The sequence below is a fragment of the Amycolatopsis sp. lyj-90 genome (assembly GCF_046549035.1).
Lineage (GTDB): Bacteria > Actinomycetota > Actinomycetes > Mycobacteriales > Pseudonocardiaceae > Amycolatopsis.
Window position 1 is genome coordinate 1,034,776 of sequence record NZ_JAJPWP010000001.1, and the last position, 23,297, is coordinate 1,058,072.

The 23,297-nt window shown below is 68.7% G+C and carries 22 protein-coding genes and 1 pseudogene; 15 read left to right on the top strand and 8 right to left on the bottom strand.

The window, feature by feature from the left end; all coding sequences use genetic code 11:
• Positions 1-88: 88 nt before the first annotated feature.
• The 4 genes from ACLJPX_RS04365 to ACLJPX_RS04380 all read right to left on the bottom strand — a co-directional run bounded on the left by ACLJPX_RS04365 (position 89) and on the right by ACLJPX_RS04380 (position 4,144).
• Positions 89-1,000, bottom strand: a complete 912-nt coding sequence (locus ACLJPX_RS04365; RefSeq protein ID WP_410598831.1) for a 3-methyladenine DNA glycosylase — start codon at positions 998-1,000, stop codon at positions 89-91.
• Positions 997-2,040 carry a hemolysin family protein gene (locus tag ACLJPX_RS04370; protein ID WP_410598832.1) on the bottom strand — a complete coding sequence of 348 codons (1,044 nt, stop codon included), beginning with the start codon at positions 2,038-2,040 and terminating at the stop codon, positions 997-999. Before ACLJPX_RS04370 ends, ACLJPX_RS04365 begins: the two co-directional genes overlap by 4 nt.
• A complete protein-coding gene (locus tag ACLJPX_RS04375; protein WP_410598833.1) occupies positions 2,037-3,383 on the bottom strand; it encodes a hemolysin family protein in 1,347 nt (448 codons plus the stop codon). Before ACLJPX_RS04375 ends, ACLJPX_RS04370 begins: the two co-directional genes overlap by 4 nt.
• A 164-nt stretch (positions 3,384-3,547) precedes the next feature.
• Positions 3,548-4,144, bottom strand: coding sequence for a TetR/AcrR family transcriptional regulator (locus ACLJPX_RS04380; protein WP_101607606.1), 597 nt, complete (start codon positions 4,142-4,144; stop codon positions 3,548-3,550).
• A 202-nt stretch (positions 4,145-4,346) separates the two neighbouring features.
• Here ACLJPX_RS04380 and ACLJPX_RS04385 point away from each other — a divergent pair, with 202 nt between their 5' ends.
• From ACLJPX_RS04385 to pip, 5 genes are all read left to right on the top strand, one after another.
• Positions 4,347-4,745, top strand: a complete 399-nt coding sequence (locus ACLJPX_RS04385; protein WP_410598834.1) for a hypothetical protein — start codon at positions 4,347-4,349, stop codon at positions 4,743-4,745.
• A gap of 2 nt (positions 4,746-4,747) precedes the next feature.
• Positions 4,748-5,374, top strand: coding sequence for a DUF3558 domain-containing protein (locus ACLJPX_RS04390; RefSeq protein ID WP_410598835.1), 627 nt, complete (start codon positions 4,748-4,750; stop codon positions 5,372-5,374).
• Positions 5,371-6,726: a hypothetical protein gene (locus ACLJPX_RS04395; RefSeq protein ID WP_410598836.1), complete on the top strand. Its 1,356-nt coding sequence runs from the start codon at positions 5,371-5,373 to the stop codon at positions 6,724-6,726. The genes ACLJPX_RS04390 and ACLJPX_RS04395 overlap by 4 nt, the downstream gene beginning before the upstream one ends.
• Positions 6,727-6,750: 24 nt before the next feature.
• Positions 6,751-7,482 (top strand): ESX secretion-associated protein EspG, encoded by a 732-nt coding sequence (locus tag ACLJPX_RS04400; protein ID WP_101607610.1) that lies wholly within the window; start codon positions 6,751-6,753, stop codon positions 7,480-7,482.
• Between the two features lie 157 nt (positions 7,483-7,639).
• Positions 7,640-8,587, top strand: a complete 948-nt coding sequence (gene pip, locus ACLJPX_RS04405; RefSeq protein ID WP_410598837.1) for a prolyl aminopeptidase — start codon at positions 7,640-7,642, stop codon at positions 8,585-8,587.
• Between the two features lie 59 nt (positions 8,588-8,646).
• On the opposite strand, the gene ACLJPX_RS04410 is transcribed toward pip, so the two are convergent.
• Positions 8,647-9,837, bottom strand: a complete 1,191-nt coding sequence (locus ACLJPX_RS04410; RefSeq protein ID WP_410598838.1) for a Glu/Leu/Phe/Val dehydrogenase dimerization domain-containing protein — start codon at positions 9,835-9,837, stop codon at positions 8,647-8,649.
• 161 nt (positions 9,838-9,998) lie between these two features.
• On the opposite strand from ACLJPX_RS04410, the gene ACLJPX_RS04415 reads away from it, so the two are divergent.
• From ACLJPX_RS04415 to ACLJPX_RS04450, 8 genes are all read left to right on the top strand, one after another.
• Positions 9,999-10,922, top strand: coding sequence for a LysR family transcriptional regulator (locus ACLJPX_RS04415; protein WP_410598839.1), 924 nt, complete (start codon positions 9,999-10,001; stop codon positions 10,920-10,922).
• Positions 10,923-11,052: 130 nt separating this feature from the next.
• A complete protein-coding gene (locus ACLJPX_RS04420) occupies positions 11,053-12,312 on the top strand; it encodes a glutamate-cysteine ligase family protein (RefSeq protein ID WP_410598840.1) in 1,260 nt (419 codons plus the stop codon).
• Positions 12,309-13,658 carry an ergothioneine biosynthesis protein EgtB gene (egtB, locus tag ACLJPX_RS04425; protein WP_410598841.1) on the top strand — a complete coding sequence of 450 codons (1,350 nt, stop codon included), beginning with the start codon at positions 12,309-12,311 and terminating at the stop codon, positions 13,656-13,658. Before ACLJPX_RS04420 ends, egtB begins: the two co-directional genes overlap by 4 nt.
• A 5-nt stretch (positions 13,659-13,663) precedes the next feature.
• Positions 13,664-14,428, top strand: a complete 765-nt coding sequence (gene egtC, locus ACLJPX_RS04430; RefSeq protein WP_410598842.1) for an ergothioneine biosynthesis protein EgtC — start codon at positions 13,664-13,666, stop codon at positions 14,426-14,428.
• Positions 14,425-15,402 carry an L-histidine N(alpha)-methyltransferase gene (gene egtD / locus ACLJPX_RS04435; protein WP_410598843.1) on the top strand — a complete coding sequence of 326 codons (978 nt, stop codon included), beginning with the start codon at positions 14,425-14,427 and terminating at the stop codon, positions 15,400-15,402. The genes egtC and egtD overlap by 4 nt, the downstream gene beginning before the upstream one ends.
• 46 nt (positions 15,403-15,448) lie before the next feature.
• Entirely contained in the window at positions 15,449-15,871 is a 423-nt protein-coding gene (locus ACLJPX_RS04440) for a nitroreductase family deazaflavin-dependent oxidoreductase (protein WP_101607618.1), read from the top strand.
• Positions 15,872-16,027: 156 nt separating this feature from the next.
• Positions 16,028-17,638, top strand: coding sequence for an alpha/beta hydrolase (locus ACLJPX_RS04445; RefSeq protein ID WP_410598844.1), 1,611 nt, complete (start codon positions 16,028-16,030; stop codon positions 17,636-17,638).
• Positions 17,639-17,728: 90 nt separating this feature from the next.
• Complete coding sequence (locus tag ACLJPX_RS04450; protein WP_410598845.1) at positions 17,729-18,436, top strand: nucleotidyltransferase domain-containing protein; 708 nt, start codon at positions 17,729-17,731, stop codon at positions 18,434-18,436.
• A 1-nt stretch (position 18,437) separates the two neighbouring features.
• On the opposite strand, the gene ACLJPX_RS04455 is transcribed toward ACLJPX_RS04450, so the two are convergent.
• From ACLJPX_RS04455 to ACLJPX_RS04465, 3 genes are read right to left on the bottom strand one after another with little or no spacing between them, the layout of a single operon-like run.
• On the bottom strand, positions 18,438-18,794 hold the full coding sequence (locus tag ACLJPX_RS04455) for a darcynin family protein (RefSeq protein WP_410598846.1): 357 nt from the start codon (positions 18,792-18,794) through the stop codon (positions 18,438-18,440).
• A 15-nt stretch (positions 18,795-18,809) separates the two neighbouring features.
• On the bottom strand, positions 18,810-19,700 hold the full coding sequence (locus tag ACLJPX_RS04460; protein WP_410598847.1) for an SDR family oxidoreductase: 891 nt from the start codon (positions 19,698-19,700) through the stop codon (positions 18,810-18,812).
• A 13-nt stretch (positions 19,701-19,713) separates the two neighbouring features.
• The gene (locus ACLJPX_RS04465) at positions 19,714-21,141 is read right to left on the bottom strand and encodes an MFS transporter (RefSeq protein WP_410599090.1); all 1,428 of its coding nucleotides are present in this window, start codon (positions 21,139-21,141) and stop codon (positions 19,714-19,716) included.
• Positions 21,142-21,297: 156 nt separating this feature from the next.
• Between ACLJPX_RS04465 and ACLJPX_RS04470 the strand changes: the two genes are divergently transcribed.
• Positions 21,298-22,194 carry a LysR family transcriptional regulator gene (locus ACLJPX_RS04470; RefSeq protein ID WP_410598848.1) on the top strand — a complete coding sequence of 299 codons (897 nt, stop codon included), beginning with the start codon at positions 21,298-21,300 and terminating at the stop codon, positions 22,192-22,194.
• 634 nt (positions 22,195-22,828) lie between these two features.
• Positions 22,829-23,290 (top strand): annotated as a pseudogene (locus ACLJPX_RS04475) (MgtC/SapB family protein); the annotation flags it as partial.
• Positions 23,291-23,297 lie beyond the last annotated feature (7 nt).

Below are 23,297 nucleotides of genomic sequence, written 5' to 3' on the forward strand. Positions count from 1 at the left end.
TCCTTTCGAAACGTGCGCGCTCGCGCTGCGTATGCAATCAAACCGTTATCACTCTAACAGGGGAGGATGTTACGGGGAATGCGACGACTCACAGTTGTTTTCCGCGTGTCGCGGGCGCCTTCTTTAGCTCGGTGAGCAGTCGTTGGCAATGCGCTATCAGGTGCTCACGCAGCGGCGCGGCCCGGCGGGCGAAACCGGCCTGGGCGCGAGCGTACTCGGCCCGGCCTTCCGGGCTCTCGATCGGCACCGGCGAGTACCCGAACGCCGCGAGGTCGTAGGGGCTCGCCCGCATGTCCAGCTCCCGGATGTCCGCCGCCAGCTCGAAGCAGTCCCCGACCAGCTCGGCGGGGACGAACGGGTCGAGTTTGTAGGCCCACTTGAAGAGGTCCATGTTGGCGTGGAGGCAGCCCGGCTGCTCGAACTCGATCTGGTTCTCCCGCTCCGGCCGCAGCGTGTTGCGCGGCCGGGCGGGCTCGGTGAAGAACCGGAAAGCGTCGAAATGCCCGCACCGGATCTCCAGCGACTCGACGACGCCGTCCGTTCCGGCCGAACCGAGCCGGAGCGGAAGTTGTGAGTGACGAACCTCATTCGCCGATTCCCGGTAAACCATTGCCCATTCGTGAAGGCCGAAACAACTGAGCCTCGGCGCGCGGGACGCGGTCGCGGAAAGCAGGCCGAGGACGAATTCGGCGGTCTTGGCCCGGCCCTCGGTGAAACCCGCCGGATCGAGCACGACACCGTCCGGCGTCTCGACGTAGCCCTTCCGCTCCAGGAACCGGTGCGCGGACCGGCCTTCGAGCGCGACGCCCGGCCCCGGCTGCCAGCGTTCGACGTGCCCGGGACGGTGCGAGTAGTAGCTGAAGAGGAAGTCGAGCACCGGATGCTTCTCGCCCCGCGAGCGGCGGCGCTGGTGCGGTGTCGTCCAGCGCCGCATCCGGGTGACGTGGTCGTCCTCCCGAGCCCGCCAGACGGACTCGGGAAGGACGATCAGGCCGGTCATGACATGACGTGGGTACCGTCGCGGACAGTTCCCACGTATTCCTCGACGAGGTCCTCCAGCGCGACGACGCCGACGGCCGCTCCCGCCGGGCTCAGCGCCCGCGCCAGGTGACTGCCTTCCTTGCGCATCGCCGACAACGCTTCGTCCAGCCGGGCGTCGGCGTGCAGTTCGGTCAGCGCACGCGTCTTGTCCGACGGGACCACGGTCGTCGGATCCTCGCCCACGAGGTCGAGGATGTCCTTGACGTGGATGTAGCCGGTCAGCGTCCCGTCGTCGGTGCACACCGGGAAACGCGAGAACCCGGTCGAGGACACCGCGCGCTCGACGTCACCCAGCGTGGGCGAACAGGGCAGCGTGGTGAGCTGCGCCGTCGGGACCAGGACCTCGGCCACCGTCTTCTCCACCGACGACAGCGTCTTGCTGAGCCGCTGGTGCTCGGAGTGCTCCAGCAGCCCCTCGCGCCGCGACTCGCTGAGCAGTTCGGCGAGCTCGTCGGAGGTGTAGGCGGTCTCGAGCTCGTCCTTCGGCTCCACCTTGAACAACCGCAGCAGGGAGTTCGCCACGAAGTTCAGCAGCCAGATGAACGGGTTGGCGACCTTCACCCAGGCCACGTGCACCGGGACCAGCCACAGGGCCAGCCGCTCCGGCTCGGCGATCGCGAGGTTCTTCGGCACCATCTCGCCGATGAGGACGTGCAGGATGGTGATGAACGCCAGCGCGATCGCGAACGAGATCGGGTGCAGCAGGACCTCGGGGATCCCGAGCACCTCGAAGAAGCCGGCCAGCTGATGCGCGATGGCGGGCTCGCCCAGCCGTCCCAGCAGCAGCGAACAGATCGTGATGCCGAGCTGCGCGCCCGCGAGCATCAGCGAGACGTTCTTGCTCGCGTTGATCACGATCTTGGCGCGGGTCTTTCCCTGCTCCAGCAAGGCTTCCAGCCTGTCGCGCCGCGACGAGATCAGCGCGAACTCGGCGCCGACGAAGAACGCGTTGGCCAGCAACAGGACCACGACGAGGAAGATGTTGAACCAGTCGTTCATCGGGCGGGCTCCTGCTCGGCGGAAGTGGCGGTCTCGCTGACCCGGCGGACTTCGACCTCGGCGATGCGGAGACGGTCCATTTTGGTCACCGTGAGCCGCCAGGCGTCGAGATCGGTGGCGTCGCCGGGGGAGGGGATCCGCCCGAGCCGCTCGAGGATCAGCCCGGCGATGGTCTCGTAGTCGCCGTCCGGCATCCGGAAGCCGGTCTCGTCGGTGACTTCGTCGGCGCGAAGCTGCCCGGAAACGAGCCAGTTGTCGGCGCCGACCTGCTGGGAGGAAGGCGCTTCCCGGTCGTCGTGCTCGTCGCGGACGTCACCGATGATCTCCTCGACGACGTCCTCCAGCGTCACCAGTCCCGCGGTGCCGCCGTACTCGTCGACGACGATCGCGAGCTGGAAACGGGAATCGCGCAGCCGGTTGAGCAGTGAGTCGCCCGGCAGTGATTCGGGCACGGTCGGGATCGGCCGCATGACCGAGCCGATCCGCACCGTGGCGCGTTGCGCGGCCGGGACGGTGAACGCCTGCTTGATGTGCACCGCGCCCTGCACGTCGTCGAGATCCTCGGTGTAGACCGGGAAACGCGAAAAGCCGGTGCGGCGCGAGATCTCGATGAGGTCGTAGATCGTGTCGTCCACGGTCAGCGATTCGAACTGGACGCGCGGCGTCATCAGCTCGTCGGCCGTCCGCTCGCCGAAGCGGAGCGACTTGTCCAGCAGTTCGGCCGTCGACGTGTCGAGCGTGCCGCTTTCGGCACTGGAACGCACGATCGAGCCGAGTTCCTGCGGCGACCGGGCCGAACGCAGTTCTTCCTGCGGTTCGACACCGAACTTGCGGACCAGGAAGTTGGCGCTGTTGTTCATCAGGGTGATGAGCCAGCGGAAGAGCGACGAGAACCGCGAGTGGTACCCCGCGACGGCGCGCGCGGTCTGCAGCGGCCGGGCGATCGCGAGGTTCTTCGGCATCATCTCGCCGAGGATCATCGACAGCGACGTCGCCAGGATCAGCGCGACCGCCAGCGACACGCCGTTCGCGACGCCCTCGGAGAACCCGACGGCGGTGAACAGCGGGTGCAGCAGGTCACCGATCACCGGTTCCGCGAGGTAACCGGTGATCAGGGTGGTGATGGTGATCGCCACCTGCGCGCCGGAAAGCTGGAACGAGAGCGTGCGGTGCGCCTTCTGCACGGTGTGTGCGCGCTTGTCGCCGACCTGGCGGACGTTCGCGTCGACCGTGCTGCGTTCGAGCGCGGTGAGGGAGAACTCGGCGGCGACGGCGAGGCCGGTGCCGACGGTCAGCAGGAGGAACAGGAGAATGCCGAGAACGGCGAACAGGATTTCCATCATTTCCTGCCGGCGGGGACGGGGTCGGCAGGAAGGTCCTTGGAACAGCCGGGTGTGCCACCCGGCTCGATACTGTCACCAGGTGACTGCGCGTCGCGCACGAAAAGAGTCACTCCTCAATCGGGGATCAACAGACACCGCCGCTGTACTGCGGCGATAGGACAATCTTAACGCGTTCCCCCGGCCGCGCGGGCGCGGTGCCGCCGCACGCTCTCCTCGACCAGGTCGAGGACGGGGCCGAGATCGTCGCCCGGCTGGCCCATCGCGAGGTGCGAGACGAGCCCTTCGAGGACGAGTTCGAGGTATGCGGTCAGGACGTCGACGTCGACATCGTCGCGCAAGATCCCGGCGTCGCGCTGGCGCAGCAGGCGGCGGCGGGTCGCGGCGGTCAGCTGCTGGGACCGCTCGGCCCAGCGGGCCCGGAACTCGGGATCGGTGCGCAGCCGCCGGGAGACCTCCAGCCGCGTGCCGAGCCAGTCGGCGGGGTGCTCGCTGCGGTTCGACAGCAGGTCGCGCATGACCTGGACGAGGCCCTGCTCGGCGACGACATCGGCCATGCGGACCGCGTCGTCCTCGGCCAAGGCCAGGAAGAGGGACTCTTTGTCGCGGAAGTGATGGAAGATCGCGCCCCGGGAAAGGCCGGTGGCCTCCTCGAGCCGCCGGACGGTGGCACCCTCGTAGCCGTAACGTGCGAAGCACACGCGGGAGCCGTCGAGGATCTGGCGCCGGCGTGCGTCGAGGTGATCCTGGCTGACCCGTGGCATCCTGGAATCCTGTCACCGGGAACCCGGTTAATGCAATCCGTACGTACGTACTGTGACCAGTTCGCGGGATGATTGATCCGTCCGGGAACCTTGCGGCCGCGAAACACGTCCGAACACTCGGCCGGATCGGCTGACACGCCGTCGGCCACTTGGCTACTCTTTGTCCATCACGGTGAGTGAGTGCTGAGGGGAAGGTGCGGGCGTGAACATCATCGGCGACGCCGCGAGCGCGATCAAGGCCGTCTGGGGTGACCTGACCACGCCGAAGGAACCGACCGTTTACGGCGGTGGGGGCGGCGGAGGCGGCGGGTTCGAGATGAGCCCCGAGGAGCTGAAGACCGTCATCGGGCTGTGGGAAGACGAGCTGAAGAAGGTCGTCGACGACGGCGACAAGATCGACCTCATCGTCGGTGACCTGATGCCGCCGGGTCAGGACGAGGCCAGCTCCAGCTACGTCGACTCCGGTGTCGAATCCTTACTCGGCTTGCAGAAGCAGAACGAATCGATGAGGGCCTACATCGAGGGTTACATCGCGAAGCTCGAGATCGCCCGGACGAAGATCATGGCCACCGACCAGGCCAATACCCTGCGCACGACCTGAGGATGCCGAACGTGTTGAGGAATCGCGCCGCGGTGGCGGCGCTCGTGCTCGTTTCCGTCGTGGTCGCCGGCTGTACCGGCGAGACTCCCGGGACGGCTACGCCTACTCAGGGAACCTCTCCGTCGTCGGGGTCGTCCGCCGCGCCGGAGGACCCGGACGTGCCGAAGGTGGCGAGTCCGCTGGACGCTTCGGCGTACGTCGGTGACGTCTGCAAGCTGCTCCCGCCTGCCGCGGCCGCGGAACTGGGGTTCACCGCGCCCGGTGAGTCGAAGGGCGAAGGCAGCAATCCCGGTTGCAGCTGGCAGATTCGCGGCAAGGCCGACAGCCTGCTGATCATCCTCGGCAGCGGCAACCGTGAAAAGGGCATGGGTGGCCTGGCCGGACTGCACAAGGCCAAGAAAGCCGGGCAGCTGAGGTTCCTGGAGCCAGGTCCGGACGTCGACGGCTATCCGACCGTCTACTACGGAATCCAGGATCGGCGAGCGGGCGGCAACTGCGACCTCGCGGTGGGCGTCGCCGACGATCTGTCGATCAGCACCCTCGCCAAGGGCTACGACAACGAGCAGGATTCGTGTGGGAAGGCGCAGAAACTCGCGTCGGCCGTGATCAAGACACTCAAGGGGGCATGAGGGTGGACGGCAAACAGATCTACGAGAACTTCACCCAGGGCGACACCCGCAACCTGCGCACCGCGGCCGACCGCGTCGCAGAACTCTCGGACGCCTACGTCGAGCGTGGCATGGCCATCAAGTCGCTGCAGTCGCGGATGTCGGCGTCCTGGACGGGTTCGGCCGCCGACGCGGCCAACGCCGGTGCCGGTCCTCTCGAGCAGGCCTTCAAAGAGACGGCGGACCCGCTGTTCACCACCAAGGCCTCGGTCATGACGCAGGCCGACAGCTTCGACGACTCCGGGCAGACGGTCGTCCCCGTTCCGCCGAAGCCGGACAAGCCCAACCCCTGGACCACCGGCCTCAAGGGCGCGATCCCGATCGCCGGGCCGTTCATGGTCAACAACGACATCAAGAACTACCAAGAGGGCGTCGCGAAGCACGAGGCGGCGAACCAGAACAACGTCCGGGTGATGGACCAGTACGACTCGGTCACCAGCAGCACGAGCGCGAGCCTTCCGACCGACTACGGCGTGCTTAAGAACGACGGCGCGAACGTCAGTGTCAAGGTCGGCGACGGGCCCGGCCCGATCGATCCGCCGCCCTACATCCCGCCGAAGCGCCCCACGAAGCGCGGCGGTGGTGACGAGAACGACGGCACCGACACCAGCGGCACGGACAGCAACGGGACCGACCGGAACCACACCGGCGGCAACGACCAGAACCAGAACCAGAACCAGAACAAGCCGGGCACCGGCGAAGACCGTCCCGGAGGCTCGAAGGACCGGCCAGGTCCGGACATCACGACGCCGACCCGGAAGCCCGGTCCTGGCGACACGACGCTCCCGTCCGGTGGTGGCAAGGGCAAGCCCGGCGGCGGGACCACGGAGATCCCGGGCCGGAATCCCGGGCGCGGCACCGGCGACCCGGAAGACGTCCTCGGCCTGACCAACGGCCTCAACCAGAACTACGGCCCCGGTGGCGGCGGGCCCAACCAGCCCGGAACCGGCGGTGGACGCAACCTTCCCGGGCCCAGCACGGCCGCGGGCAGGCTTCTCGGCGGCGAAGGTGGCACCGGCGGCCGCGCGGGCGGTCCCGGCGGGCCTGGTGGATCCGGTTCCGGTGGTCTCGGCGCCGGCCGGGGCTCGGGTATGGGCGGCCTCGGTGGCGGCATGGGCGGCGCCGACCTGGCGGGTGGCCGTGGAGGAGCGGGCCGCGGCGGCGGTCAGATGGGACCGATGGGCGCGGGCGGCAGGCGGGCCGAAGGCGACGAGGACGACGAGCACCAGCGTCCCGACTACCTGATCGAGGCCGACCCCGACGCGATCTTCGGCACCGACCAGCGGACCAGCCCGCCGGTCATCGGCGAGTAGCGGATGACCGTCAGAACAGGCCGGGTGGACGTCCCGGTCGAAGCCTTGGCGGTGCTCGCCGAACGTGAACGCGTCGGCGACCTGCACATCACGCTGCGTCCCGAACCGCGCTGGCTGTCGAGGACGGCCCGCGCGGAGGCGGACAAGCGAGTGGAAGCCGCTTTGGCGCAAGCCGGGCTGCTGGACTCGAGCGGCCGCGCGTCGGTCGACTTCCTGGACTGGCTTCCGGTGCTCACGAAACCGGCCATCGAGTACTACGGCTGGGTGAACGCCGGCGGCCAGACCTACGGCGTCCTCGCCGCCTCGCTGGGCATGCAGGCGGTGCTGGCGGTGGCGTCCGGTGACTGGGTCGGGCTGCAGGAGATCGACCGGCGACGGCTGCCCGAAACGCTGATCGAACAGTTGCCGCCCGTTCCCGCGGGCGGTGGCAGGCTTCGCACGGTCCGGGCGTACGAGCTCGAAGAGGCGGCGCGGCGTGGCCCGGATACGCATTCCCTGCCGCCGGTGATCGCGGACATCGTCAGCCTCGTGCAGCGGCCGGTCGAGGGGAGCGGCGAGCTCTACGTCGGCAAGCGGGACGAAGTCGGCAGGCATGTGGCTGTGGAAGATCCGCTCCACTTCGCCGATACCGACTGGGGCCGGTACCTCAGCTACACGACCGGGCAAGGCAACGACGCGGTGGTCCACATCGGCCCCGCCGGGCCTCCGGAGCTGGCAGACGCGCTTCGGCATGTTTCCAGCACTCTGGGCGGCTAGCCGACCGGCAAGTACGTGAAGGCCCCCTTCATTGCGTCTAGCGCAATGAAGGGGGCCTTCACGTACTCGGGCCGAGAAAACCGCGCGCATCGAGTCTTCGTCCCGGGCTATTGTGACAGCGCTGTTGTATTTCTGGCGGGTCTGGGAGGACGAGGACATGACACGGCTGTATCCGGAGATCGAACCGTACGACCACGGGATGCTCGACGTCGGCGACGGGCACCTCGTGTACTGGGAGGTCTGTGGGAACCCCGACGGCAAACCCGCCGTCACGCTGCACGGCGGTCCGGGAACCGGCTGCAGCACCGGCCTGCGCCGCTACTTCGACCCGGCCAAGTACCGCGTCGTGCTGTTCGACCAGCGGGGTTGCGGCCGGAGCACCCCGCACGCGGGCGAGCCCGAGGCCGACCTTTCCGCCAACACCACCGGCCATCTGCTCGCCGACATGGAGAAACTGCGCGAGCACCTCGGCATCGAGAAGTGGCTGATCTTCGGCGGATCCTGGGGTTCCGTGCTCGCGCTGGTCTACGCCGAGCGGTATCCGGACCAGGTCTCGGAGATGGTCCTGATGGGCCTGGCAACCGGGCGCCGGAGCGAGACCGACCTGCTCACCCGCGGCCTCGGTGGCGTCTTCCCCGAGGCGTGGGCCACGTTCCGTGACGGTGTCCCCGAGGCGGATCGCGACGGCGACCTGGCGGCGGCGTACCTCAAGTTGCTGATGGACCCGGACCCTGCGGTGCACGAGAAGGCGGCGGCCGCGTGGTGTGCCTGGGAGGACGCGATCATCCCGACTTCGCCGCCGTACAAGAGTTTCGAGACGCCGAAGTTCCGGCTCGCCTTCGCCAGGCTGGTCACGCACTACTGGAGCCAAGGGTCCTTTTTGGACGAAGGCGTGGTCCTGCGGGAGGCCAAGAAGCTGGCCCACATCCCGGCCGTGCTCGCCGAAGGAAGCCTCGACCTGGGCAACCTCATCGGCACGCCTTGGGAGCTCGCGCACGCCTGGCCGGGCAGCGAACTGGTGGTCATCGACGAAGTCGGCCACAGCACTCAAGACGAGCCGATGCGCGAAGTCCTCATTGGCGCCACTGACCGCTTCGCTTCTTGAGCCCGTGAGAAGGCCCCTTCCCTCAGGTCAGCCGAGGGAAGGGGCCTTCACGCGCACGGTCAGGGAATGACGAGAACGGGGGCGGTTTCGGGCGCGGTTGCGGCGTCCGAACGGGTGGTTTCGGCGAGTCGCAGGCCGGTGGTGCGCGGAGCGATCCGGTCCAGGTTCCACGAACTCAGCAGCAGCGCCACCTTCGCCCGCATCTCGGTCCGGAGCCGCAGGAAAGAGTCGGCGGGGTCGGCGCCGACCTGGCCGAGCAGGAGCCACCAGGCCCACGCGGCGGCACCGGCGTTGGCGACGAAGTCCGGGATCACCGGGATGCCACGGGCCTCCAGACCCGCTTCGGCGTCGGGCGTGGTCGCCGCGTTGGCCGCCTCGATGACGACCTTGGCCTTGACCGAGCCCTGGTTCGCGGCGCGCAGCGCGTAGGAGATGGCCGCGGGGACGAAGATGTCGGCCTCCGTCGCCACGATCTCGTCGCGGGGGAGCAGCTGGACGTCCGCCGGGAGCCTGCTCCGGTCGATCTCGCCGTACGCGTCACGCAGGTCCAGCAGCGCCGGGATGTCGAGGCCTTCGGGCCGGTACAGCGTCCCGGCCGCGTCGGCGACCGCGACGACCCGCATGCCCGCTTCGTGCAGGTACCAGGCCGCGCCACCGCCCATGGTGCCGATGCCCTGCACGGCGACCGTGGTCTCGTCCGCCTGCCACTCCCACGCGTCGGCGACGCCGAGACAGGCCTGTGCGACGCCGTAGCCGCCGATGACGTCGCCGAGCAGGAGCCCGCCGGGGACCGGGGTGGTCAAGCCGGCCTGCACGCGGCGAAGGGTCTGCGCCGGATCGGCCGAACGGCGGATCGCGGCGTGGTACGACTGCTCGAGTCCCAGCTTCGCGAACACCTCGTCGATCAGGTGCTGCGGCACGCCGAGGTCCTCGGCGGTCACCCAGTGGTTGTCGATCCACGGCCGCAGGAACGAGCAGAACCGTTCCAGCACACCGAAAGCCCGCTCGTCCTTCGGATCGAAGTCGATACCGCCCTTGGCCCCGCCGACCGGCAGGCCGAAGGTCGCGGTCTTGTTCGCCATCCCCCTCGCCAGGTCCTCGACCTCGGACATCGTGCAGCCCGCGCGCATCCTGGTCCCGCCGGTCGCGATACCGGAGACCAGGCTGTGCACTACGAGGTAGCCGGTGGCACCGGTGACGGGGTCGGTCCAGATGAGCCTCATCAGCGGTTCGGCGTTCCTCGCGGCCATGCGGCCACCTCCTTCGGGATTCGGGGTCGTGCTGCGCCACTTCCGAGGGTGCGCCCCACCGGGCACGGGCGTCTATTTACCGAATCTGAACGATGATGTGCAGAGAAACTGGTGTAACGCGCCATCCGGCATCCGCGACCGCGCCCGATTACGTTGGAGACATGGAGCTTTCGTTGCACCGCCTGCGGATGCTCCGCGAGCTGAGCAGGCGCGGCACCGTCACGGCGGCCGCCGCTTCGCTGCACTACACCGCGTCGGCGGTGTCGCAGCAGCTGGCTCAGCTGGAGCGGGACGTGGGCGCGAAGCTGTTCGAACGATTCGGCAGACGGGTGCAGCTGACCGAACTGGGGTTGCTGCTGACCGAGCACGCCGAGGAGATCCTGGGGTCGGTCGAACGGGCGACACTGGCGCTGGAGGAGGCACAGGAGACGGTCTCGGTCCGGCTCATGGCCGGTGTCTGGGCCTCCGTCGCTTCGGGGCTGTTGCCGAACGCGCTGGCCGTGCTCGCGGGCGAGCATCCGGGGATCCAGGTCCGGACGCGGGAACTCGCGCCCGAGGACACCGCCGACGCGGTCCGTGACGGCGAACTGGACCTGTCGTTCGTGATCGACTACTCCGACGCGCCGATGCCGTGGGACGCGGGCCTGGAGCGCGCGGTGATCGCGGTCGAACGACTGCACGCCGCGGTGCCCGCCGGTGCCGTGCCCGCCGGAAGCGCGTCGTTGCTCGAACTGGCTGAGCATCCGTGGATCCTCGCCAGCCCGAAGAGCCACTTCGGCCGCGCGGTGCGCACGGCGTGTCACCGGCACGGGTTCGACCCCAAGATCAACCACGAGGTCGAAGAGCAGTCGACGGCGATGGCGATGGTCCGCGCGGGGCTCGGGGTGACCCTCGTTTCCGACCTCGGGCTCGGCCTCAGACCGCCGGGGATCGACGTTGTCGCGTTGACCACACCGTTGCTCCGAACGGTTTCGATCGCTTACCGGACGACGTCGTCACGGAGGCCCGCCCTGCAGCTGGTGATCGAGGCCGTACGCAACGCGGCAGCTGCGCTGGGCCTGGGTACCGAGCCCGCTTTGCCCTGATTCGTCCTGTCCTAAAAGGTGGTCCGCAGATCCAGCCCGGTAGGAACGCACCTGAATTTGTCGGACCTCGCGTGTAGCGTCCGATGTCAAGGTTTCTCATTGATCGGACTACCGACTGGACGGCGGGAAGATGACAACTGTTCATGATTTCCCCGAGAAGTCCGGGAGCGCGTCGAACGCGACGGCGAAGGTCCTGTCGGACCGCGCCGAAGGTGAGGCGTATGTGGCTTCCGTGTGCTTCAAGCACGGGCCACCGAGACTTCTCGGCGTAGAGCTGGAATTCACCGTGCACTACGCCGACGAGCCCGCCCGGCCTCTCGACCCCGACGATCTCGCCACCGCGCTCGGCCCGCACACCCCGCGGACACTGCGCCCCGACAGCCCCGCCCTCCCGCTTCCGGCAGGTTCACCGCTGAGCCTCGAGCCCGGATGTCAGGTGGAGATCTCCGCTCAACCACAGACCACGCTGCGCCACCTGGACGCCGTCGTCTCGGCCGATCTGGCCCACCTCGAAACCCTTCTTTCCGCCCAAGGCCTGTACCTGGGTGACACCGGCATAGACGGGCATCGTGCCCCTGTCCGCAAACTGGGCACGCCCCGCTATGCCGCGATGGAACGCCGCTTCGCCCCGATGGGCGACGGCGGCGCGACGATGATGTGCAGCACCGCCGGCCTGCAGATCTGTGTGGACGCGGGCGAGGTGGACGACCTGCCGCTCCGCTGGGCCGCCGTCCACGCGCTCGGCCCGCCCTTGCTGGCCACCTTCGCCAACTCCCGGATCCACGCCGGACGCGACACGGGCCACGCGTCCGCGCGCTGGCTGGCCGTCATGAACACCGAAAGGGCCCGCACGCGTTCGGCCGAGTCCGATCGGGATCCCGCGGGCGACTGGGCCCGGCGGATCCTGGACACCCCCTTGATGGTCCTGCCCCGGCAGGACGACGGTTCCTGGGACGCGCCGCCGGCGCTGACCTTCGCGGACTGGATCGAGGGGCGCGAAACGGGCCTGGGTAGGCCGACGGAAGACGACCTGGCCTACCACCTGACGACCATGTTCACCCCCGTCCGGCCACAGGGCTACCTGGAGATCCGCTATCTGGACGCGCAGCCCGCCGCCAGGTGGCTGCATCCGGTGGCCCTGCTGACCGCGCTGCTCGCACACCCGTCCACAGTGGACAAGGTGCTCGGACTGTGCGAACCGGTCGTGGGCAGGTGGGAGTGCGCGGCCAGGTTCGGCCTGGCCGACAAGGTGATCGCCACCGTCGCGAGCGAGGTGGTGGACCTGGGCTGTGCCGAACTCGGCGTGACCGGTCTGCCGCCGGAGACCATCAGCGAGATCAGCGAGGGTGTGCAGTCCCTCGTGCACGGTTCGAGGAGCCACCAGTCATGAGCGTGGAAAGCACCGAGACCAATCCGCTTCGCGCGCTGAGCCCGCAAGACCTGCGGGCTCACGCGGCCGAGGCGCTCACCAGGGCCCGCGAGCGCAGTGTCGTGCTGACCGACATCGACGACGAAGAACTGGTCCGTCAGCATTCGAAATTGATGTCGCCGCTGGTCTGGGACCTGGCGCACATCGGCAGCCAGGAGGAACTCTGGCTGGTTCGCGACGTCGGCGGCCGCGAGGCCCTGCGCCCGGACATCGACGACATCTACGACGCGTTCCAGCACGCCCGCGCGTCCCGTCCGGAGCTGCCGTTGCTGGGCCCGGAGGAGACGCGCAAGTACGTCCGCGAAGTCCGGGAGAAGTCCTTCGACATCCTGGAAAACGTTCCACTGCAAGGCAGGCGGCTCACCGAGGACGCCTTCGCCTTCGGCATGATCACCCAGCACGAGCAGCAGCACGACGAGACGATGCTGGCCACCCACCAGCTCCGCAAGGGCGATCCGGTGCTGCACGCGCCGTCGCCGCCGCCGTCACGGTCCGGACGGCTGCCCGCGGAGGTGTTCGTTCCCGGCGGCGCCTTCACCATGGGCACATCCGCCGAGCCGTGGGCTCTGGACAACGAGCGCCCGGCCCACGAGGTCGAGGTCGGGGCGTTCTTCATCGACACCACCCCGGTCACCTGCGGAGCCTATGGAGAGTTTCTCGACTCCGGCGGCTACCGGGATCCGAAGTGGTGGAGCGAGCGAGGCTGGGCGTACCGCAGTGAACACGGGATCGACGCGCCGCGCTTCTGGAAGCGGGAGCAGGACGGCTGGTGGCGGACGCGGTTCGGCGTCTACGAGAAGGTGCCTGCCACGGAACCCGTCGTCCACGTTTCCTTCTACGAGGCCGAGGCGTACGCGGCATGGGCCGGGCGGCGCCTGCCGACCGAGCGGGAATGGGAGAAGGCCGCCCGGTTCGACCCCGCGACCGGGCGTTCGCGCCGGTTCCCTTGGGGTGACGAGGAACCCGCCCCCGAACACGCCAATCTCGGGCAGCGGCACCTGCGGCCCGCGGAGGTGGGCGCCTATCCGGCTGGTGCGTCGCCCTTGGGCGTGCACCAGCTGATCGGCGACGTCTGGGAGTGGACCAGCAGCGGGTTCGAGGCGTACCCGGGCTTCGCCGCGTTCCCGTACAAGGAGTACTCGGAGGTGTTCTTCGGCGGGGACTACCGGATCCTGCGCGGTGGCTCGTTCGGCACGGACGCGGCGGCCATCCGTGGCACGTTCCGCAACTGGGATCACCCGATCCGGCGGCAGATCTTCTCCGGGTTCCGCTGTGCCCGGGACGCGCGGCCGGGCGAGGTGGCCTGACCGGCATGTGCCGTCACCTCGCGTATCTCGGCGAGCCGCGTTCGCCCGCCGAGATGCTCTTCCATGCCCCGCATTCCCTGCTCGTGCAGTCCTACGCCCCGGCCGACATGCGGGGCGGCGGCTCGGTCAACGCGGACGGGTACGGCCTCGGCTGGTACGCCGAAGGTCCCGATCCGCTGCGGCTGCGCCGGTCCGCTCCCTTGTGGACGGACGGGGACTTGCCCGCGCTGGCCGGGTCGGTGCGGTCACACGCCTTCATGGCGGCGGTCCGTAACGGCACGACCGGGATGCCGGTGGTCGAGGCGGCCAACGCGCCGTTCACCGGCGGCGGCTATCTCTTCAGCCACAACGGAATGGTGAAGGGCTGGCCGGGTTCGATGGCCGAGCTCGCCGCCAAACTGCCGATCACCCGCCTGCTGACGCTGGAGGCGACCACGGATTCGGTACTGCTGTGGGCGTTGCTGCGTGAGCGGCTCGAGGCGGGCGAAGACCCGCTGGCCGCCGTCATGTGGCTGACCGGCGCGGTCGAGGAGTCGGGGCCGGGTTCAAGGCTCAACCTCCTGCTGACCGACGGCCGGACGCTCATCGGCACCGCGTGGACGCATTCCCTGTCCTATCGGGACACCGGCGGAGGTGTGCTCGTCGCGTCGGAACCGTGCGACGGCGACCCCGGCTGGATCCCCGTTCCCGACCACCACGCCGTCCGGGTCACCGGCGAAGGCGTGCGAATCCATCCCCTCGAAGCCGATCGGAGCCCTGAGGCACGATGACCGAAGTGGATCTCGACGTACACCACAGCGAGTCGGACATCACCGAGCAGCTGCGCGCGGACGTCCGCGCCGGCCTGGAGGCGGACCAGAAATGGTTGTCGCCCAAATGGTTCTACGACGCGCGCGGCAGTGAACTGTTCGAGAAGATCACCACCCTTCCCGAGTACTACCCGACCCGCAGCGAACGGGAGGTGCTCGCCGGGCGCGGCGGCGAGATCGCGGAAAGCTCGGGCGCGCACACCCTCGTCGAGCTCGGTTCCGGATCGAGCGAGAAGACCCGGCTCCTGCTCGACGCGCTCACCAGCCACGGCACGTTGAGGGAATTCGTGCCACTCGACGTCTCCGAAACCGCGCTCGCCGAAGCCGCGGAAGCCATCACTGCCGACTATCCGTCGCTCGAAGTCCGTGGCGTTGTCGGTGACTTCACCCAGCATTTGGACCTGTTGCCAGGTGACCGTCCCCGCCTGGTGGTCTTCCTCGGCGGCACGATCGGCAACTTCCTCCCCGAGGACAGGGCCACGTTCCTGCGGTCGGTCCGCGACGTGCTCGACGAGGGGGAGTGGCTCCTGCTCGGGACGGATCTGGTGAAGGACCGGGAAACGCTGGAGCGTGCCTATGACGACGCGGCCGGGGTCACGGCCGAGTTCAACCGCAACATGCTCCACGTGATCAACAACGGTCTCGGCGCGAACTTCGATCCGGCCGCCTTCGACCACGTTTCGTATTGGGACGAAGAGAACGAGTGGATCGAAATGCGGTTGCGTGCCCGTGAGCCGCTGACGGTCGACATCCCGGGCGCCGATCTGCAGGTGAAGTTCGCCGAGGGCGAATACGTGCGCACCGAGATCTCCGCGAAGTTCCGGCGGGAGGGCATCGCGGCGGAACTGGCCGAAGCCGGTTTCTCGGTGGAGAAATGGTGGACGGACTCGGAATCGCGGTTCGGGGTGAGCCTGGCAAGATCTGTCCGTGGCTAACCCTCTTACGCTCCTCGCTCGCGCGCTCGGCACGAAACCGTGGCTGATGGGGCTCGCGGGCGGGATCATCTGGGTGGACAAAAGGCTCCACCGGCTGTTCAAGGGGAAGGTGAGCCTGGTCGCGCTGGCCGGGCTCCCTTCCCTGCGGCTGACCACGACCGGCCGCAAGAGCGGGCTGCCCCGCAGCACCAACCTGCTGTACTTCCCGCACGAGGGGGACTTCGTGCTCGTCGGCTCGAATTGGGGGAGGCCGAACGATCCCGCGTGGACGCACAACCTGCGCTCGCATCCCGACGCGGTCGTCGCGCTGGCGGGCAAGGAGATCCCGGTGCGCGCCAGGGAGGTCCTCGGAGACGAGTACGACGCGATGTGGAAGCTCCTCCTGGACTTCTGGCCGGGCTACTCCATGGAGGAGAAAGCCGCTCGCCGTGTGTTACCGATTTTCGAATTAAAGACCACCACTCGATAGGTTCATGCCATCCTTTCGGCCGGTGACTGGGTAACCGGCTTGTGCGAGGCTCGCTTGGTGTTACGCGCCGTGATGGCTACGGCGCGCCGAGCGACGTGTCCTGTCACGTCGCCAGCCGAGGGAGGAGTCGTTTTGCCGAGTTCCACAAGGAGGCCGGTGCGCGGGCTCGCACTGGTGGGGGCACTCGTGGCCGGTGCCGCGCTGACCGGGCTTTCGTCCGGTACCGCGGTCGCGGCCCAGGACGGCGGGACAGCCGCCGCTCAGGTCGGGGTCACGGCGGCGGTGAACTGGGGCGCCTGCACGGCGGACCAGATCCGCGGCGTTCCCGCCGACCAGGCCAAGTTCTACAGCTGCGCGCGGTATCGCGTGCCGATCGACCACGACAACGCGGCGCTCGGCACCATCGACATCGCGATGCTGAAGCGGGCGGCGAAGACGCCCGACAAGAAGGTCGGCTCGCTGTTCCTCAACCCGGGCGGCCCCGGCGGCTCCGGGTTCCGGATGCCGATCGGCGCGGCGAACTACTTCCAGCCGCAGGTGCTGGACCGGTTCGACCTGATCGGTTTCGACCCGCGCGGGGTCGGGGCGAGCAACCCGCTCAAATGCTTCACCACGCAGGAGGACGCGAACGACGTCTTCGCCGCGCAGATCCCCGTCCCGCTGTCACGGCAGGAGATCTCCGGCACGCTGGCGTCGTACCGCGACTACGGGCAGTTCTGCAAGAACAACGCGGGTGCGCTGCTGAACCACATGTCCACCAAGGACGTCGTGCGTGACCTCGACAAGATGCGGGCGGGTGTCGGCGACAAGAAGCTGACCTTCGTCGGTTTCTCGTACGGGACCCTGATCGGGTCGACGTACACGTCGATGTTCCCGAAGCAGAGCCGCGCGATCGTCATCGACGGCAACGTCGACCCGGCGCTGCGCACCAGCGACGGCGTGCAGTACGACCGTGAGCGCGCTCGCGGGTTCGAGATCGCGCTGGACGCCTTCCTGCGCAAGTGCGGGCAGGTCGGGCCGAAGTGCTCGTTCAGCTCGGGCACGCCGCGGGAGAAGTTCGACGAGATCCGCACCTACCTGCGCCAGCAGCCGATCAAGCTGCCGGACGGGAGCAGCTACGACATCAACGCGTTCACCAGCACGGTGGCCGGGGTGCTGTACTCGCCGACGTCGTTCCCGCCGCTGGCCGACGACCTGCAGGCGCTGTACAACGTCGTCCACCCGCCGTCGGCACAGACGCAGGCGGCTCAGGCCGTCGAACTGAAGGTGCTGCGGTCGGGCGCGAACGGCCGTGCGGACGCGGATCCGGACAGCCCGTACGTCGGCGACGACTCGTACTTCGCCGTGAACTGCTCGGACAAGAAGATCACGATCAAGCAGGACAAGGTCCCCGAGATCGCCGCGAAGTGGGAGAAGGAATCGCCCACTTTCGGTCGCTACCAGGCCTTCTCCGACGTCGCCGGCTGCCCGGTGTGGCCCGCGAAGAAGCCGGACGTCTACCGCGGCCCGTGGCAGGCCAAGACCGACACCCCGGTGCTGGTCGTCGGCAACTACTACGACCCGGCCACCCAGTACCTGTTCTCGAAGCGGATGGCCAACCAGCTGGGCAACGCCCGGCTGCTGTCGGTCGACGCCTTCGGGCACTGCATCCTGGGTGACTCGCTCGGCGTGGACAAAGTGACGGCCGACTACCTGATCGATCTGAAGGTTCCGGCCAACGGTCAGGTGTTCCAGCCGAACGTGCAGCCGTTCGAAACCACCGCCTGAACCTCGGGCACGTAACCGTGAAGGCCATCTTCGGGACCATCACCGTCCCGAAGGTGGCCTTCACGGCGTTCGGCTCGGCATCCTTGACCGATGGATCCCGTCGGTACCGCTCGAACTCTGGCCGCCGCCCGTTTCCCCGGCGCACGGGCCGCGATCCTGGGTGGCAGCGCGAACACCGCGCTCCGGACCGCGTTCTCGGATCTCGACATCGTCGTGTTCCTCGACGGCCCTCCGGCGCCGTACCGGGAGACGACCGAGCACGAGGGCTTGCCGGTGGAGTGGTTCTGCCACACCGTGGAGTCTTACGACGAACTCGTCGAGCGGGAGACAGCGAGCAGGCGTTCGCCGTTGCTGCACATGTGCGGTGAAGGTGCCGTACTGCTCGACAGGGACGGTCTCGGACTCCGGACGCGGGAAGAGGCCCGTGCGCGATTGCGCGCCGGGCCTCCTCCGCTTTCCCCCGTCGAGTTGGAAGATCGCCGCTACGGCCTCACCGGCCACCTGGACGATCTCGCGGGAGCGGGCGATCCCGACGAACTGGTCTTCATCGCCGACAGGCTGATGATCGCGGTGGCCGAGCTGGTCCTCGCCGTGCGGCGGCGGTGGCGTTCGCACGGCAAATGGCTGCTGCGGCGTCTCCGCGAAGCCGACCCGCAGACCACCCGGGACCTTCTGCTCGGCTACCGGAAGGTGGTGTGCCAGGGGAATCCCGCCTTGCTGCGGCAAGTGGCCATCGGTGTCCTCGACGACCTGGGTGGCCGTCTCAGCGAGGGCTACCGCCGAGCCGCTCCTCGCTAGCTCACACGTCGATACTCGCGTAGGCGTTCAGCCCGTAGTTCGTGGCGTACGCGTTCTCGACCCCGACCAGAAGGTCGACGATCTCGAAGTACCGGTCCCAGAACGGCGTCTCGCGCAGCGCCTCGATGAGAAGCTGGTACGAGTGGTGATCGCGCGCCTCCCACACCCAGACGTCCGTCACTCGCGCGGAGTAGAATTCGGTGTCGAAGAACCGGGAGCGGACTCCCTTCACCTTGTTCTCGATCGCCGGGAGGATTTCGGTCGTGAAGGCCTCCACACGTTGCTCGACGGTGAGGCCGAGCCATTCGGGCGTGGTCTTCACCAACATGAAGGCGGTCACTTCGGTGGTTTCTGACATGGTGTTTCCTTTCGGTCAGGAGTAAGCGCCGGCTTCGATGTCCTCGACGAGGCTCGGTCCGAACGGGGTCCAGTCGAGGAGTTCGCGGGTGCGCGCGCTCGACGCGGACATGTCCAGTGCGAAGAACCTGCCGACGAAGCCGAAGTGCCCACCGGCCTCTTCCGGCGCGACGGACGTCACCGGGACGCCGAGCGTCCGTCCGACGGCTTCGGCGATTTCGCGGGTCGTGATGGCTTCTTCGTCGACGACGTGGAGCAGCGAGCCGGTGGGCGCGCCTTCGAGCCCCAGCCGGACGAGCCGGGCCGCGTCGGTGCGGTGCACGGCCGCCCAGGACGCGGTGCCTTCGCCGATGTAGGCGGAGACGCCGTGCTTGCGGGCGGCCGCGACGATGGAGGAGAGGAAACCGTGGTCGCCCACGCCGTGCACCGAGGGCGCGAAACGGGCGCTGATGACCCGCATGCCCTTCTCGGCGTATTCGAGGGCGAGGTTCTCACTGCCGCCGCGCATGGAATCGGGGCCGAAGGCGGGGGAGGGGTCGGCCTCGGTGGCGGGGCGGCCCTTGGCCAGACCCGAGAGGGCCGAGGCGAGCACGAAAGGCCGTCCGGTTCCGGTCAGCGCGCCGGCGATGGTCTCGACCGCGGCCCGTTCGGTCCGGTTGGACATGGCCAGGTTGCCCCAGTCGTGCTTGTTCGCCAGGTGGATGACGCCGTCGGCCTCTTCGGTGCCGGCACGGATGCCGTCGAGATCGTCGAGGTCACCGCGGCGCACACGGGCGCCCTTCCGCTCCAGGGTGGCGGCGGAAGCGTCCGAGCGAGCGAGGCCGGTGACCTCGTGACCGGCGTCGAGCAACTCGTCCACGATGGCCGAGCCGATCCAGCCGGTGGCTCCGGTGACGAAAACATGCATGGAACTGCTCCTTCTACTGGTTCCCGCGGGTGCGGGAAAGTCGTGATTGCAGGACGACGAGCGCCCCGAGGACGAGCACGCTGACGCCGATCACCCGCAAGGCGGTGCTCGTGCCGTCGACGAACGCGGAGATCACTTCGGGGGCGCGGCCGGGCGTCGTGACGGCGAGGGCCTGCGCCACGGTGTGCGGATCGTGGTTCGCGCGGATGTCCGGCGGCAGTGCGTCGACGAACCGTCCGGTGAGGACGGTGCCGATGACCGCGACGCCGAGCGCGCTGCCGAACTCGCGGGTGGTGGCCTGCAGTCCGGCGCCGACACCGGCTTGCGCCGGGGGCAGCGAACCGGAGATTGCGGCGGACAGCGTCGGAAGGGCCAGCGTGACCCCGATGCCGGTCACCACGAGCCAAGCCGCGTAGACGAGATACGGCGTCGAAGCGTCGCTTGTGGACAGTCCTATGAGGCCACAGCCGCTGAAGGCGAACGCGACGGCGATGGTGGCGTCGACGCCGATGCGCTGGACCAGCCGCCCCACGTGCCGTGCGCCGACAATCACCGGAAGGGTCATCGGGATGATCCCGAGCCCGGTCATCAGCACGCTGAAACCCTTGCCGTACTGCAGGAAGGACGCGTTGACGTAGAACAGCGCGAACATCCCGAAGAAGATCGCCGTCATGCCGAGGCAGGCGCTGCGCAGCGCGGGGACACGGAACAACCGGGGATCGAGCAATGGATGCTCGGCCTTCAGCTCCACGAACGTCCACAGGGCGAACAGCACGACCGCGCCGGCGAATCCGCTCAGGACGATCGGGCTGCTCCAGCCCGTTTCGGGTCCTTCGACGATGCCCAGCAGCAGCGCGACCGTCGCACCGACGAGCAGGACGGCGCCGAGGAGGCTGAGCGGGCGGTCGTGCCGCTGTGACACCGGCGCGGTCCGGGCGACGGCCGCGGCGAGCACCAGGGCGAGCGGGACCGCGGCCGCGAACAGCCAGCGCCACGACCCGCCGGACAGCACCGCGCCGCCGCCGACGTTGCCGACGACACCGCCGATCCCCGTCATCGAAGCCCAGGTCGCGATGGTCACGCCCTTGCGCTCGGCGGGTACGGCGTGCAGCAGGACGGCGAGCGTGTTGGGCAGCACCGCGGCGGCCCCGATCCCCGTGATCGCCCGGCCCGCCAGCAGCACGGGCACGTTCGGCGCGACCGCCGACAGCAGCGCGCCGACGGCGAACAGCACCAGACCGGCGAGCAGGACCCCCTTGCGGCCGAAGCGATCGCCCGCGGCGCCGCCGGGGATCACGAGACAGGCGAAGAAAACGACGTAGGTGTCGACGATCCAGATCAGCGCCGACGCGGACGGCCGCAGGTCGCTCGCGGCCAGCATCGGCACCGCGAGGTTGATCGAGGCGACCATTCCGACGACGAGCACGACGGCGGCGCACATGACGGTCAGCAGGCCGCGCCCCGATACCGGGCGGCTCGCGGCGGCCTGGGATTCGTCGCGGATGTTGAGTCGGAGTGGCATGTCCATGACGCTATGGACCAGCGGGTACTTCGCGCCACGCAACATTGGCAACGACTAGTTGCGTACGATGCAACTATGGCCGACCAGCTGGACCTGAACCTTCTCCGGGTGTTCGACGCGCTGATGCAGGACGGCAGCGTGACGGCGGCGGCCGAGCGCCTGCACCTGTCGATCCCGGCGGCGAGCCGGGCGCTGGGCCGGTTGCGGCGGGCGATGGGGGATCCGATCCTGGTCCGCGCCGGTCGCGGGATGGTGCCGACCCCGTTCGCGCTCCGGACCGCGCCGCGCGTGCGGTCACTGCTCGACGAGGCGTCGGCCCTGATCAGTGCCGACCGCGAGCTCGCGATCGGCACTCTCGAGCGCACTTTCACCATCCGCATCAACGACGGCGTGGCCGCGACACTGGCGACGGCGGCCGTGGAGGCGACCGCCGCCGTCGCGCCGGGTGTGGTCCTGCGCTTCGTCGGGGAAGGCGCCGAGAGCGCCGAGGCGCTGCGAGACGGTTCGGTCGATCTGGACATCGGTGCCGGTGACATCGCGTCCCCGGATATCCGCTCGATGCGGCTCTACCACGAGCGAGTGGTCGGGATCGTCCGCGCCGACGGTCCGCTCGGCCGGGTCCGTCACCCGACACTGGCGCAGCTTTGCCGCCACCCCCACGTTTCCGCTTCCCGGCGCGGCCGGGTCAGGGGACCGCTCGACGACGTGCTCGAGGCGGCCGGTCTCCATCGCCGGGTCGCGGCGACCGTTCCGACGTCCGCCGTCGCCGCGTTCCTGGTCGCGTCTAGTGACTACATCGGACTCGCGCCTCAGCGGCTCGCCGAGCAGTACGGCCGGTCGCTCGGGATCCGCTGGTTCCCGATTCCCGCGGACCTCCCGGAGATCGAGGTGAGCCTGCTGTGGCACGCCCGGCTCGACGCCGATCCGGCCCAGCGCTGGCTGCGCGAAACGATCCGCGACGCGCTGTCCTGACGGGAACCCTGTCCACTAACCCGAATCGCCACTCACGACCACCCCGGCCGACTCGGCTCCGGCGCCCTGGTCACCCGGAAGTACGTGATGGACCCCTTCATTGCGCTAGACGCAGTGAAGGCCTCCATCACTACTGTCAAGGTAGGCAAGGGGCCCTTCACGGCCCGGACCCGTGAACGACCGCAGCCGCTGATCCGGGCCACCATGAGGCAACACCGGCCGTTCCGGGTGTCGCGAAAGCCACTTTCGCGACGTCTGATGTCCCGAAAGTGGCTTTCGCGGCACAGTCGCCGGGCTTCACGGACCTGCGATCACTCGCACCGGAATCCAGTAGGTACATAAGACATTCCTGATCCGAATCGCCACTCACGACCACCTGCATCGGCGCCTTCTGCTCCCGCGGGGTGTGTGAGCCCTTCCACGTGGGGGTGGCCGGACGGCGGTCCGGTGGTACAGTCCCGAAGGTTGATCAACACCGTTCGAGTACGAAAGCGAGGTGAGCGGCACATGCCGGAAGACAGTTCTGGAACGACCGGAAGCGGTCGCCGTTCACCCGTGTGCGCGGTGCGCTGACCTTTCCGGTCGCCTTTTCCTGTCTGGCCTTGTGTACGCACGCCAGAAAAGAGCCGGAATCATGAACACCTTCGAAATGCTGCTCAGGGTCGGCACCGGCGTCGGGCTGGGCGCCGTCATCGGCATCGAGCGCCAGTACCGCGCCCGGATGGCCGGACTCCGCACCAACGCGCTCGTCGCCGTCGGCGCCACCCTTTTCGTCCTGTTGTCCGCCCACGGTTTCGGCGGCCTGAACACCAGTGGCGACGCCGACCCCACGAGGGTGGCCGCCCAGATCGTCTCCGGAATCGGGTTCCTCGGCGCCGGCGTGATCCTCAGGGACGGGCTGAACGTGCGCGGGCTCAACACCGCCGCCACACTGTGGTGCTCGGCGGCCGTCGGATCCCTTGCGGGAGCGGGACTTTACGTCGTCGCGCTCGCCGGGACCGCGGTGATCGTCGGGGTCAACGTGCTGCTGCGCCCGCTCGGCCACGTGCTGGACCGCCGCCCCGAGAACCGGGAAGAGTGCTCGGAGCAAGAAGAGCGCGAAA

Coding starts and splice junctions, on each gene's coding strand:
- ACLJPX_RS04365 (WP_410598831.1), bottom strand. CDS start 1,000: ATGACCGGCCTGATCGTCCTTCCCGAGTCCGTCTGGCGGGCTCGGGAG.
- ACLJPX_RS04370 (WP_410598832.1), bottom strand. CDS start 2,040: ATGAACGACTGGTTCAACATCTTCCTCGTCGTGGTCCTGTTGCTGGCC.
- ACLJPX_RS04375 (WP_410598833.1), bottom strand. CDS start 3,383: ATGATGGAAATCCTGTTCGCCGTTCTCGGCATTCTCCTGTTCCTCCTG.
- ACLJPX_RS04380 (WP_101607606.1), bottom strand. CDS start 4,144: ATGCCACGGGTCAGCCAGGATCACCTCGACGCACGCCGGCGCCAGATC.
- ACLJPX_RS04390 (WP_410598835.1), top strand. CDS start 4,748: ATGCCGAACGTGTTGAGGAATCGCGCCGCGGTGGCGGCGCTCGTGCTC.
- ACLJPX_RS04395 (WP_410598836.1), top strand. CDS start 5,371: ATGAGGGTGGACGGCAAACAGATCTACGAGAACTTCACCCAGGGCGAC.
- pip (WP_410598837.1), top strand. CDS start 7,640: ATGACACGGCTGTATCCGGAGATCGAACCGTACGACCACGGGATGCTC.
- ACLJPX_RS04410 (WP_410598838.1), bottom strand. CDS start 9,837: ATGGCCGCGAGGAACGCCGAACCGCTGATGAGGCTCATCTGGACCGAC.
- ACLJPX_RS04415 (WP_410598839.1), top strand. CDS start 9,999: ATGGAGCTTTCGTTGCACCGCCTGCGGATGCTCCGCGAGCTGAGCAGG.
- ACLJPX_RS04420 (WP_410598840.1), top strand. CDS start 11,053: ATGACAACTGTTCATGATTTCCCCGAGAAGTCCGGGAGCGCGTCGAAC.
- egtB (WP_410598841.1), top strand. CDS start 12,309: ATGAGCGTGGAAAGCACCGAGACCAATCCGCTTCGCGCGCTGAGCCCG.
- egtC (WP_410598842.1), top strand. CDS start 13,664: ATGTGCCGTCACCTCGCGTATCTCGGCGAGCCGCGTTCGCCCGCCGAG.
- egtD (WP_410598843.1), top strand. CDS start 14,425: ATGACCGAAGTGGATCTCGACGTACACCACAGCGAGTCGGACATCACC.
- ACLJPX_RS04440 (WP_101607618.1), top strand. CDS start 15,449: ATGGGGCTCGCGGGCGGGATCATCTGGGTGGACAAAAGGCTCCACCGG.
- ACLJPX_RS04450 (WP_410598845.1), top strand. CDS start 17,729: ATGGATCCCGTCGGTACCGCTCGAACTCTGGCCGCCGCCCGTTTCCCC.
- ACLJPX_RS04455 (WP_410598846.1), bottom strand. CDS start 18,794: ATGTCAGAAACCACCGAAGTGACCGCCTTCATGTTGGTGAAGACCACG.
- ACLJPX_RS04460 (WP_410598847.1), bottom strand. CDS start 19,700: ATGCATGTTTTCGTCACCGGAGCCACCGGCTGGATCGGCTCGGCCATC.
- ACLJPX_RS04465 (WP_410599090.1), bottom strand. CDS start 21,141: ATGTGCGCCGCCGTCGTGCTCGTCGTCGGAATGGTCGCCTCGATCAAC.
- ACLJPX_RS04470 (WP_410598848.1), top strand. CDS start 21,298: ATGGCCGACCAGCTGGACCTGAACCTTCTCCGGGTGTTCGACGCGCTG.